Genomic DNA, 11715 nt, shown 5'->3' with positions numbered 1-11715 from the left:
AACGGAGCGGTTTTTTATGTCCACAAGGCTAGTCTGGCAACAGAAGGAGGCCGTCATGCGCTGGATCGTCGTATCGCTTGTCTGTCTGGGGATTGTCGGGTGCCAGCGGACAGAATCCGAAAACGTGGTCCGTGATGATACCATGCCGGCTCAGGCTGTGGCCCGTTCGACTGCCGCAGCGCTGGCCGAAGTGCCACCCAATGAGCGCGCCGATTCGAATGCCAACAGATCGGCAAAGCCCTCGATAAGTCCGGCCAGCTTCGATTGCGCCCGATCAAAGGCGGGCATAGAGGCGACGATCTGTGCCGACCCCGATCTGGCGGCGCTCGACCGCGAAATGGCGCGCCTTTATGCCCGCGCGGGAAGCGAAAAGCCCGGGGACACGTTGAAAGGTCTGCAACGCGACTGGCTTGAGCGACGCAATGCCTGTGCCGGTGCAGGCAGCCCTGTGGAGTGTCTGAAAGCCGCCTATGTCGAGCGCATCCATGATCTGCGCGTGTCCTATGCCGCCGCCCGAACGCCCGATGGCATCAGTCAGGGACCGGATGTATGGGTCTGCGCCGATGACACCCGTCTGAACCTTCTTCACATCAATACCTACAAACCGATGGTCTTGCTCGACTCCGATGCGGGTCAGGTCCTTCTCACCCGCGCCGACGGCACAACGGGCAGCCGCTATGCCGGAGGCGGGTATGAGTTCTGGCAGACAGGGACGGAAGCCAGGTACGGGCGGCTGGGCATGGCTATGACCACCTGCCGTCGCGCCGGATAACCGATTTGTCACTGGCAAGGGCCGAACTCTGAGGCTAACCGGGGACTATGGCTCTTTTACCCACCACCTCCTCTCTCGGCCCAACGCTGGAAACCCCGCGCCTGATCCTGCGCCCGCCCGTCGCCGAGGACTTTGCGGCCTTTTGCGCCTTTCAGTCCGATGAAAAGGTCATGACACATCTGGGCGGGGTCACGCCGGATGCCGTAACCTGGCGGGTGACGCGCGCCATTGCGGGGGCGTGGGCGCTCGACGGCTTTCATATGTTCAGCGTGCTGGAAAAGGCGACGGGCGACTGGGTCGGTCGCATCGGGCCACTCTATCCCTATCAGTGGCCCGCCCGCGAGGTCGGCTGGGGCCTGTTGTCTTCGGCACAGGGCAAGGGCTACGCCACCGAAGCGGCGGCTGCCTGCATCGACTATGTGTTCGAGGTTCTGGGCTGGGACGATGTGATCCACACCATCGCGCCCGACAATCTCGGCTCTCAGCGCGTGGCACAGGCTCTGGGGTCATCCAACCGCGGTCCGGGTCAATTGCCGCCACCCTTTACGGATGTGCCCGTCGATATATGGGGCCAGACCCCTGCCGAATGGGGCGAAAACCGCCAGAGGTTTTACTGACTATCTCACCGCCTCGTCTCAGGCGCATATGTCGCCACGGGCTTCACCATCGAGTGTCGCCCGGGCTTAATAGTAAGCAACATGATCTGAGGGGGTGCGCCAAAACGCACGGGCAAACCCGATTCCCCTAACCCACGTGTCACGATCAGCAAGCGCTCACCCGCTGAAGTCCAGCCATCCACCGTGTCCTCGGTATGTCGGGTGACACGTACCGGTGCACCGATGAGGGGGAAACGCACCTGACCTGCGTGACTATGCCCGGATATTTGTAGCGGCAACCCATTGGACTCCCAGTCAAACAGCTCGGGATTATGGACAAGCGCAATGGAGGCGGCCTCTTGCGGAACCGTCTTTGTGGCCGTTTGAAAATCCGGTCTTTGCGTCTGACCATCTTCGATACCAGCTATCCACACGTTACCGCCGGGCCGGACGACCCGCGCCGCCTGATTTTCCAGAACATGTATCCGCGTATCGGCCAGGATCTCTCGCACTCGCCGGCAATCCCACCAGCAGTCGTGATTGCCCATCACCGCATAAACGCCCAGCGGCGCGTTCAAATCATCCAGCGCCCGCAGACCGTCTTCATGCAAGGCATTGTCTTGCGTACTTCTCCGTGAACGCGCCGCACCCGGAGGACCGGCCTCTAACCCGTAACCGCCGACATAGTCTCCGGCGAGCAGAATGACATCCGGTCTCAGAGCGCGAACCTGTTCGGCAATGCGACGTACCCGCTCAGGCGGCATATGAACCGCATCCACGTGGATATCAGACAGCACGGCCACACGCAGAGGGGCTGTGTCCTGTGGCCAGCCAGATGTGATTACCTCGAATTCCGACACCACCAAGCTGCGCGGTTCAAACCAGAAGCCGACAACTGCCATCATGGCACCAATGCCAAAACTGGCCCCTAAACCCCACCGCCAGCTTGATCTTTTTGTCGGCATAGCGCCCCTCCAGGGATCAGCTTAATAGGGTATTTGCAAAATTATTTTCCACGGAGCGCAAAAATTTCCGAAAAAGACGCCGTTTATGGGATGACAATCGAGGTTTGATGAGTCATATGGTCTGGCCCGCAGGTCCAATGCGACCTTGCGGGCTTTTTGTCTTTCACCCCCTCAGACCGCGTCAGGTCACGTTCTCTTCTCAGGTGCAATCATGCGCGATTTTTACCGTATCCGGCGTCTGCCGCCTTATGTCTTCGAAGAAGTCAACAAGGTGAAGGCCCGTCTGCGCGCCGCCGGCACCGATGTGATCGACTTCGGCATGGGCAATCCCGACATGGATACTGCGCCGCATATTGTGGAAAAGCTGGTCGAGACGGTCAAAAAACCCAAGACGCACGGCTATTCAGTGTCCAAGGGCGTACAGGGCCTGCGTAAGGCTATGGCGGGCTATTATGAGCGCCGCTATGGCGTGAAGCTCAATCCCGATACCGAGGTCGTGGCGACGCTTGGCTCCAAGGAAGGCTTTGCCAACCTCGCCATGGCCATTACCGGCCCCGGCGATACGGTCATCTGCCCCAATCCGGCCTATCCGATTCACGCCTTCGGCTTCCTGATGGCCGGTGGTGTCATCCGCCACGTCCCTGCCCTGTCGCCGGAGCAGTATCTGTCGGGTATTGAGCGCGCGGTAAAGCACTCCGTGCCGACGCCCTCGGTGCTGATCGTTTCCTATCCGTCGAACCCGACGGCGCAGTGGGTCGATCTGGATTTCTACAAGGAAGTCATACGCATCGCCGAAAAGCACGACCTGATAGTGCTGTCAGATATCGCCTATTCGGAAATCTACTTCGAGAACAACCCGCCGCCCTCTATTCTTCAGGTCGAAGGCGCCATCAAGCGCTCTGTCGAGATCAACTCCCTTTCCAAAACCTACGCTATGGCGGGCTGGCGCGTGGGTATGGTAGTTGGCAATTCGGAAATCTGTGCCGCTTTAGCGCGGGTGAAGTCCTATCTCGATTACGGCGGTTTCACGCCGATGCAGGTGGCGGCCGCCGCCGCGCTCAACGGCCCGCAGGACAATGTGGAAGAGATCCGCAACACCTATAAGTCGCGCCGCGACGTTCTGGTCGAATCCATGAAACGCGCCGGATGGGACATCCCGCCACCCCCGGCCTCCATGTTCGCCTGGGCCAAGATACCGCCGAAGTTCGAGCACTTGGGGTCGATTGAATTTGCCAAGCTGCTCATCGAAGAAGCCCATGTCGCCGTCGCCCCGGGCCTCGGCTTCGGTGAATACGGCGAAGGCTATGTACGTATCGGACTGGTCGAAAACGAACACCGCATCCGACAAGCGGCTCGCAACATCAAAAAACTGCTGCAATCGGGCAGTAAGGCCCAGGCCGCGGAATAAATCCCGGCGAATGATCCGTTCACGGAGACGTGAGTTTTCGCCTCACAAGGGAAGCGGGCCGCCATTTCCCTTGTGGGCCATATTGGCACAGGCCTGCGGTAAATGACACCTTGACGCCACACGTCAAGTTTTTACCTTTGTCTTATTTGACTCCACCGGGGTTTTGGGCTTTCATTTCCGCATTGTGCAGCGCACATATTTTCATACAGGCCAGTCATAAGGCCTGACCATTTTATCTGCGGTGTTGTGAAGAGGGAATTTCGTCGTGGTCAGCCTGCAATTCGATATAGCCAGCGCTTCGGAACAGGATGCCTTCTTCGGTGCCTTTTTCAAATTTGTCGAAGCGGCTTCGTTGCAGGACGCCGACTCCATTTCGATCCATTCCGACACCAAGGAAACCGGGATGGTTAAGGTGGTGAACTTTGCTGACCAGAGCCTCGCCGATCAGTTTGAATCCTACTGGCAACAACGCCGTCGCTGGCTTGGGCTTTAAGGATTAGTCGTCATAAGGTAAGCAGGGCGCATGTCTCTGTTGCGCCGCCTGCCGCTCAAATACCGCCTGCCACTGATCCATGGCGGACTCGAAGCCATCGCCGCCCCGCGCCAGGTGCGCTGGCCCAAAAGCGATGATCTGCGTCAGGGACCGCTGATCGTATCCGGTTTTTTCAACGAAAGTCTGGGAGTAGGCCGGGCCGGACGAATGACTGCGGACGCACTGGAAAGTGCCGGTTACGCTGTGGGACGCCACGATTTGCGACCCTGTTTCCGGCATATTCCTGACCAGAAAGCCGTTTTGCCCGGAGAAGGTGGTGTTTGGCTAATCCACGCCAATGCCCCGGAACTCCTGGTCGCTCTGATGACTCACAGACCGGAACAATGGCGTCACCGTTACCGCATCGGCTACTGGGCGTGGGAAACCCCGCTGGCACCGCCTTTGTGGGCGCGCATGGTGCGGTGGTTGCATGAACTGTGGACGCCCAGTGCCTATGTGGCCGAAGCGCTGGCGGCGGGCTTGCGGGCGCAGGGACTGGACGATCTGTGCGGGCGGTTGCGTGTAATGCCGCACCCCCTGATGGCGCCCCCCCCTTCACCCGACCGCGCACGGTTTGGTCTCAGCCCGGACCGCTGCGAGGTGTTGAGCCTGTTCGACGTCAATTCGTCGCCGGCGCGCAAAAACCCGTGGGCTTCGATTGAGGCATGGCTGAAGGCCTTTCCAATCCCCTCGCCAGCGGCGGCCCTGACGCTGAAAGCCTCGTCTCTGGATAGCGCCACACAGACCAGACTAAGCGAACGGATCGCTAACCGTCCGGATGTTCGCCTGTTGTCCGAACGACTGAGCGACGAAGACATGGACCGGCTGATGGCCTCGGTCGATATCTTCCTGTCCCTGCACCGCGCCGAAGGGTTCGGCCTCGGCCTTCTGGAGGCGATGAATGCCGGTGTCGCTGTGGTCGCCACTGAGGGCACCGGTAATGATTTTCTCGCTCCCGACAACGGCTATCCTGTAAGGGCGCGCGTGGTGCCGCTGCACGATCCGGATGGACCCTATAGCGCTCTGCGGCATGACCCGGCACAGGTGTGGGCCGAGCCCGACCTCGATACCGCCGCCGGGATTTTGCAGGATCTGGTGGCCGACCCCGTCGCTCGCGGTTCAAAAATGGCGGCGGCCCGCGCCACGCCTGCACGGCTGAATCAGCGGTGGTCGCTGGAGGCACTGAAAGCCCATGATTTCAACAGGTGGCTTGACTCTTAAGGGCTGAGCGGTCATAGGAACGCAACATTCAGGCGACCTACGCCTTTTGCACACCAAACCTCTCAGGTCACGACCCCGATCATCGCTATCGGACGGGGACCGGAGGCTCCCCGACGACGCGTTGCGTTCTCGGGGTCTTTTTGTTTTGCAAAAAGCCAGGTCCCGATATTGATTTATAGGGCAATAGAAGCATGTTCGACTCGCTGAACGAGCGCTTATCCGGTCTGTTCGACCGTCTGGGTGGCCGCGGCGTCCTTTCGGAAAAGGACGTTGACGAAGCCCTGCGCGAAGTCCGCGTTGCCTTGCTCGACGCCGACGTTGCTCTGCCGGTGGTGCGTCAGTTCATGACCAAGGCGCGCGAGCTGGCCGCCGGGGAAGCCATTATCAAGGCCGTCAAACCCGCCGATCAGGTAGTGAAAATCGTCTATGACGGCCTGATCGACATGTTAGGCGGCGAGGAACCGACCCCGATAGACCTCGCGGCCGTGCCGCCCGCCGTCATCCTGATGGCCGGTCTGCAAGGGTCGGGTAAGACCACCACCTCGGCCAAGCTGGCGCTGCGCCTGTCGAAGTTCGAGCGCAAGAAGGTCATGATGGCCTCGCTTGATACCCGTCGCCCCGCCGCTATGGAGCAGTTGAAGCTGCTGGGCGAACAGGTTGGCGTTGATGTGCTGCCGATTATTGCCGGCCAGAGCGCGGTGGAAATCACCCGTCGCGCCCTGCAATCGGCCAAACTTCAGGGCTATGACGTCCTGATCCTCGATACCGCCGGTCGCACGACGCTGGACGAAGCTCTGATGGCCGAGGCCGCCGAGATCGCCACCATTTCGAACCCGATCGAAACCTTCCTGGTAGCCGACTCGCTGACCGGTCAGGACGCGGTGCGCACCGCCGAAGCCTTCCATGCCCGTCTGCCGCTGACCGGGCTGATCCTGACCCGCGTGGACGGCGATGGACGCGGCGGGGCGATGCTTAGCATGCGCGCCGTCACCGGACTGCCGATCAAGTTCACCGGTTCGGGTGAAAAGGTCGATGCACTGGATGTCTTTGACGCCCGCCGGATCGCCGGCCGCATTCTGGGTCAGGGCGACGTGGTGGCGCTGGTCGAAAAGGCGGCACAGGAGCTGGACGCGGCTAAGGCCGAGCAGATGGCCAAGAAGCTGTCCAAGGGGCAGTTTGACCTGAACGACCTCGCCGATCAGCTCGGCCAGATGAAGCGCATGGGCGGCATGACCGGCATTATGGGCCTGCTTCCCGGTGTGCAGAAGGTCAAGAAGCAGATGGACGAGATGAACATCTCGGACAAGATGTTTGACCGTCAGATCGCCATCATCTCTTCCATGACCAAGCTGGAGCGCAAGAAGCCAGACTTGCTCAACGCGTCGCGCAAGCGCCGTATCGCCGCCGGGGCCGGGGTCGATGTCGCGGAAATCAACCGGCTTCTGAAACAGCACCGGCAAATGGCCGATGTCTTCAAGATGATGGCTCGCAACGGCGGAAAGGGCATGGGCAATATGGCCAAGATGCTGGGGCTGGGCAACATGCCCAACATGGCCCAGATGCAGCAGATGGGCAAAAAGCTCGACAACAATCCCGGCGCTATCGGCGACAATATGGGCGCCGATTTCGAGCGCCTGAAGCAGCTGGGCGCCGGCAAGCTGCCCAATATACCTGGTGGCCTGCCCGGCCTGCCGGGTCTCGGCAATTCCCTTCCGGGGCTGGGCGGGGCTAAACCGTTCGACCCCAAAAAGAAATAACCCCTCACTCGAAACTCAGCCTATCAAAGGATCTTATCATGCTGAAAATTCGTCTGGCCCGCGGTGGCTCCAAGAAGCGCCCGTACTACCACATCGTCATCGCTGATGCCGCCGCCCCGCGCGATGGTAAGTTCATCGCCAAGGTCGGTTCGTACAACCCGATGCTGTCGAAGGACGATGCCAACCGCGTCACCCTGAAGACCGAAGTCATTGCCGACTGGCTCAAGAAGGGCGCTCAGCCGACCGACCGCGTCGCGCGCTTCCTGTCGAAGGAAGGCCTCGTGAAGTGGGAACACGGCAACAACCCGCAAAAGGGCATGCCGGGCAAGAAGGCTCAGGAACGCGCCGCCGAGCGCGCTCAACGCGAGCAGGACCGTCTGGACGCCGAAGCCGCTGCCAAGGCGGAAGCCGAAGCCGCTGCTGCCGCTCCGGCCGCTGAAGAAGCCCCCGCTGAGGAAGCTTCGGAAGGCTAAGCCCTTTCTGGCGACAAAAATGAGAAAAAGGCCGGAGCTTCACGCTCCGGCCTTTTTTGTCTTTGCGCACCTTATACCTCCCAAACGCGTTGGGGACGCGGAGCGCACGAGCCGCGAAGGCCGCGAGATGTGAGGGTAGAGGTCTTGGATCGCGCTCGCTGCACCGTGCCTACGGCGTCTTGCGCATATCGAACGATCCCCCAGATCGTTCGATTGCTCACCCTGCAATCGCGCCGATAATCTGATCGACCACCGCTCGCACCTGAGTGGCATCGTCGCCTTCAGCCATAACGCGGATCAGCGGTTCGGTGCCCGACGGCCGCACCAGTACCCGCCCCGTACCTTTCAGCGTCGCCTCACCATCTGCAATGGCCTGTTTCACGTCTTCACGGTTCAGGGGGCTGTCGCCTGTAAAGCGCACGTTTTTGAGAAGCTGCGGCACCGGCTCAAACTGACGCGCCAGCTCGCTCATCGGGCGGCCGCTTTCGACCAGCACCGCCAGCACCTGAAGTGCAGCGATCAGGCCGTCGCCGGTCGTCGCGTGATCAAGCATGATGACGTGGCCCGACTGTTCGCCGCCTAGATTGAAACCGCCCTCGCGCATCTTTTCCATCACGTAGCGGTCGCCTACCTTGGTGCGCTCCAGCGTCAGGCCCTTCGACGTCATCAGGCGCTCAAGACCCAGATTCGACATCACTGTGGCGACCAGACCGCCGCCCTTCAACTGACCCTTAGCCGCAAGACTGGTGGCGATAATGGCCATGATCTGATCGCCATCCACGATGTTGCCCTTTTCATCGCAAATGACCAGACGGTCCGCATCGCCGTCCAGCGCAATACCGATATCGGCACGCAGTTCCTTGACCTTTTCGGCCATGGCCTGGGGCTGGGTCGAGCCGCACTTTTCGTTGATATTCATGCCGTCGGGCGACACGCCCAGACAGAAGATTTCTGCGCCCAGCTCGTAAAGCGTAGTCGGGGCCACCTTATAGGCCGCACCATTGGCGCAGTCGATAACGATGCGCAGCCCCTTAAGCAGCAGGTTTTTAGCGAAGGTCGCCTTGGCGATTTCGACATAGCGATACTGCGCATCATCGACGCGCTGAACGCGGCCCAGTTTCTGCGGGTCGGCAATGCCGTCGAGAATATTGCCGTCCATGCGCGCCTCAATGGCCAGTTCCACCTCATCGGACAGCTTATAGCCATCCGGCCCAAACAACTTGATGCCATTATCGAAATAGGGATTGTGCGAGGCGGAGATCATTACCCCCAGATCGGCGCGCATCGAACGGGTCATCATGGCAACCCCCGGTGTGGGTAGGGGGCCGAACAGGCGCACATCCATGCCGACCGATGTAAATCCAGCCACCAGTGCCGGTTCGATCATATAGCCCGACAGACGTGTATCCTTGCCGATCACTGCCAGATGCCGGCGATTGTCCGAAGACATGAACATCTTGCCCGCTGCCATACCCACGCGGTAGGCGACCTCGGCGGTCATAGGGAAGCTGTTGACGCGGCCCCGGATGCCATCGGTGCCGAAATATTTACGCGTGCGATTCAGTGCGGTCATGTGCGAAGCCATCAGGTCGTTGGGGTTTTTGATCGGGTTGAAACCATAGAGGGCCAGGGTGTCACGAAAACTGGCCATGCGGGCGGTCGTCAGGGCGACAAAGGCCGCCTCCAGCTTATCGACTGTATCGGCGCGCGGGGCCTTGGTCTGACCGCTCAGCGCTCGAAACAGTGAGGAAGGCGCAATGCCCGCAGCCTCCGCAACATCCTTGATAGAAATGCCGGTGGCCCCAAGCGCCGCCTGAAGCTTTTCCCATTTGTTTTCACTCATTGGCCACTCTGAACAGGGGTAGGCGCCCGGTTACACACCGAAACGCAATGTGTTAATCGCAAATTCGCCGTAACCGGACGCTGCAAAGCGACCTAAGCCCGCCCTTAATGACCCTTTTATGGCAAAGGCCTTAACGGCATATGAAATAAATTTATAGCATTTTACAAATCTCTCTGCTACTAAAAATACGCAAAATAGCCCTCCCTACCGACGGAGTTTGTACATGTGTGGCATTATCGGTGTTATCGGCACCTCCGACGCGGCACCTCGCCTGATCGAAAGTCTGCGTCGCCTCGAATATCGTGGCTATGACTCGGCGGGTATCGCCGTTGTTACGCATAAGGGGACCGAACGCCGCCGTGCCGCGGGTAAGATCCGTCAGCTTGAGGCCGTAGTCGCTGAGACCCCGCTATCGGGACAGGTTGGTATTGGCCATACACGCTGGGCGACACACGGCGCACCGACGGTCGCCAATGCCCACCCTCACACCTCGGGCCCCGTCACCGTGGTTCACAACGGTATTATAGAGAATTTTGCCGAGCTGAAGGCCGAACTGATCGCCGCCGGACACCAATTCAGCTCCGATACGGATACCGAGGTGGTCGCCCACCTGTTTGATGCGACCCTGAAAAGTGGCCTTAAGGCCAAAGACGCTTTCAAGACGGTTCTCGACCGGCTCAACGGCGCCTATGCGCTGGCCATCATTGTCGAGGGCGAGGATCGCACCCTCTTCGGGGCGCGGCGGGGTTCGCCTCTGGTCGTCGGCTGGGGTGACGGTGAAATGTTCCTGGGCTCCGATGCGCTGGCGGTCGGGCCCTTTACCAACCGCGTCACCTATCTGGAAGAAGGTGACTGGGTAATCCTCACCGAAGACACCGCAGATATCCACGACGCCAAAGGTTTCCGCGTCAACCGCCCCATCACCACCGTCTCGGCCTCCGCTGCTCTGGTGGAAAAGGGGTCTTACCGCCACTTCATGGAAAAAGAAGTGCATGAGCAGCCCGAAAGCGTGCAACGCACCTTGTCGGCCTATCTCGATCCGGTAGCCAAGGCGGTGCGCGCCGATATTAAGGCCGCTATCGACTTCAAAAACGTGGCGCGTATCCAGATTATTGCCTGCGGTACGGCGTACTATGCCGGCTGCATTGCCAAATACGCTTTTGAAAAGATCGCGGGCCTGCCCGTTGATGTCGAGGTGGCGTCTGAGTTTCGTTACCGCACCCCGGCCATGTCACCCGGTACGCTGGGTCTGGCGGTGTCGCAGTCGGGCGAAACCGCTGACACGCTGGCGGCGCTGCGCTGGTGTAAGGAGGAAGGGCTGAAAACGGCCGCTCTCGTCAATGTGCACACCTCGACCATGGCGCGCGAAGCGGATCTGATGTGGCCGACACACGCCGGGCCAGAAATAGGGGTTGCTTCGACCAAGGCCTTTACGGCTCAGGTGGCGGCCCTCCTGGCTCTGGCCGTCGCGGCGTCGGCTCAACGCGGCCGCATTGACGCCACCGAAGAGGCGCGTCTGGTGCAATGCCTGCTGGAAACCTCCGGCCTGATCGCCGATGCCCTGCTGATGGACCCGGAGCTGCAGCGCATTACCCATGAACTGTCGAAGGCGCGCGACGTCATCTATCTGGGTCGCGGCGCCATGTATCCGCTGGCGCTGGAAGGTGCGCTGAAGCTCAAGGAAATCAGCTATATACATGCCGAAGGCTACGCGGCCGGCGAGCTGAAGCACGGTCCGATCGCCCTCATCGACGAGAAGACCCCGGTCGTGGTTATCGCTCCGGACGACGAGCTGTTTGAAAAGACGGCCTCCAACGTGCAGGAGGTTGCCGCGCGCGGTGGTCGCGTGGTGATGATCACCGACGCCCCGCAAAAGGTCCCGGCCCTGTCCGGTGACGCCTCAAAGACGCTGAAAGTCGTCAAAGGCCCGATCTGCGATCCGTTTATCGCCCCGCTGATCTACGCGGTACCGATTCAGCTTCTGGCCTACCACACCGCCGTTCACAAGGGCACGGACGTCGATCAGCCACGAAACCTCGCCAAGTCGGTAACGGTGGAATAGCTCCAGAGATCTTTAACTCTTGCGATAGCCTCGGGGCTGTCTCATGTCGCTGATGCAGAAGAAATCGTTTCGGGTCTTCAACAGCC

General features: G+C 60.2%; 10 protein-coding genes. 8 read left to right on the top strand and 2 right to left on the bottom strand.

Annotation, left to right across the window (positions count from 1 at the left end; all coding sequences use genetic code 11):
• Positions 1 to 16 precede the first annotated feature (16 nt).
• Positions 17 to 772 (top strand): lysozyme inhibitor LprI family protein, encoded by a 756-nt coding sequence (locus tag AACH73_RS00945; RefSeq protein ID WP_338735130.1) that lies wholly within the window; start codon positions 17 to 19, stop codon positions 770 to 772.
• Between the two features lie 47 nt (positions 773 to 819).
• Entirely contained in the window at positions 820 to 1389 is a 570-nt protein-coding gene (locus AACH73_RS00940) for a GNAT family N-acetyltransferase (protein WP_272739863.1), read from the top strand.
• Positions 1390 to 1394: 5 nt separating this feature from the next.
• Here the strand turns inward: AACH73_RS00940 and AACH73_RS00935 are convergent, their stop codons facing one another.
• Entirely contained in the window at positions 1395 to 2333 is a 939-nt protein-coding gene (locus tag AACH73_RS00935; RefSeq protein WP_338735129.1) for a metallophosphoesterase, read from the bottom strand.
• Positions 2334 to 2541: 208 nt separating this feature from the next.
• Here AACH73_RS00935 and AACH73_RS00930 point away from each other — a divergent pair, with 208 nt between their 5' ends.
• From AACH73_RS00930 to rpsP, 5 genes are all read left to right on the top strand, one after another.
• Positions 2542 to 3741, top strand: coding sequence for an LL-diaminopimelate aminotransferase (locus AACH73_RS00930; RefSeq protein WP_272740054.1), 1200 nt, complete (start codon positions 2542 to 2544; stop codon positions 3739 to 3741).
• Positions 3742 to 4006: 265 nt separating this feature from the next.
• Positions 4007 to 4234 (top strand): hypothetical protein, encoded by a 228-nt coding sequence (locus tag AACH73_RS00925; protein WP_272739861.1) that lies wholly within the window; start codon positions 4007 to 4009, stop codon positions 4232 to 4234.
• 30 nt (positions 4235 to 4264) lie between these two features.
• Positions 4265 to 5494, top strand: a complete 1230-nt coding sequence (locus tag AACH73_RS00920) for a glycosyltransferase (protein ID WP_338735127.1) — start codon at positions 4265 to 4267, stop codon at positions 5492 to 5494.
• A gap of 191 nt (positions 5495 to 5685) precedes the next feature.
• Positions 5686 to 7251, top strand: coding sequence for a signal recognition particle protein (gene ffh / locus AACH73_RS00915; RefSeq protein ID WP_272739859.1), 1566 nt, complete (start codon positions 5686 to 5688; stop codon positions 7249 to 7251).
• A gap of 38 nt (positions 7252 to 7289) precedes the next feature.
• Complete coding sequence (rpsP, locus tag AACH73_RS00910; RefSeq protein WP_272739858.1) at positions 7290 to 7724, top strand: 30S ribosomal protein S16; 435 nt, start codon at positions 7290 to 7292, stop codon at positions 7722 to 7724.
• Between the two features lie 217 nt (positions 7725 to 7941).
• On the opposite strand, the gene glmM is transcribed toward rpsP, so the two are convergent.
• Positions 7942 to 9567 (bottom strand): phosphoglucosamine mutase, encoded by a 1626-nt coding sequence (gene glmM, locus AACH73_RS00905; protein ID WP_338735126.1) that lies wholly within the window; start codon positions 9565 to 9567, stop codon positions 7942 to 7944.
• A 223-nt stretch (positions 9568 to 9790) separates the two neighbouring features.
• Here glmM and glmS point away from each other — a divergent pair, with 223 nt between their 5' ends.
• Entirely contained in the window at positions 9791 to 11629 is a 1839-nt protein-coding gene (gene glmS, locus AACH73_RS00900) for a glutamine--fructose-6-phosphate transaminase (isomerizing) (RefSeq protein ID WP_338735125.1), read from the top strand.
• The last annotated feature ends 86 nt before the right edge of the window (positions 11630 to 11715 follow it).

Origin of the sequence: Asticcacaulis sp. DW145, from assembly GCF_037101385.1 — a bacterium.
Taxonomy (GTDB): domain Bacteria; phylum Pseudomonadota; class Alphaproteobacteria; order Caulobacterales; family Caulobacteraceae; genus Asticcacaulis; species Asticcacaulis currens.
Note: the sequence above shows the minus strand (reverse complement) of the source record. Positions and strands in the feature narration are given on the sequence as shown.

Excerpts from the sequence above, each read along its gene's own strand:
- ffh (WP_272739859.1), top strand. The coding sequence starts at position 5,686 with ATGTTCGACTCGCTGAACGAGCGCTTATCCGGTCTGTTCGACCGTCTG.
- rpsP (WP_272739858.1), top strand. The coding sequence starts at position 7,290 with ATGCTGAAAATTCGTCTGGCCCGCGGTGGCTCCAAGAAGCGCCCGTAC.
- glmM (WP_338735126.1), bottom strand. The coding sequence starts at position 9,567 with ATGAGTGAAAACAAATGGGAAAAGCTTCAGGCGGCGCTTGGGGCCACC.
- AACH73_RS00940 (WP_272739863.1), top strand. The coding sequence starts at position 820 with ATGGCTCTTTTACCCACCACCTCCTCTCTCGGCCCAACGCTGGAAACC.
- AACH73_RS00935 (WP_338735129.1), bottom strand. The coding sequence starts at position 2,333 with ATGCCGACAAAAAGATCAAGCTGGCGGTGGGGTTTAGGGGCCAGTTTT.
- glmS (WP_338735125.1), top strand. The coding sequence starts at position 9,791 with ATGTGTGGCATTATCGGTGTTATCGGCACCTCCGACGCGGCACCTCGC.
- AACH73_RS00920 (WP_338735127.1), top strand. The coding sequence starts at position 4,265 with ATGTCTCTGTTGCGCCGCCTGCCGCTCAAATACCGCCTGCCACTGATC.
- AACH73_RS00945 (WP_338735130.1), top strand. The coding sequence starts at position 17 with ATGTCCACAAGGCTAGTCTGGCAACAGAAGGAGGCCGTCATGCGCTGG.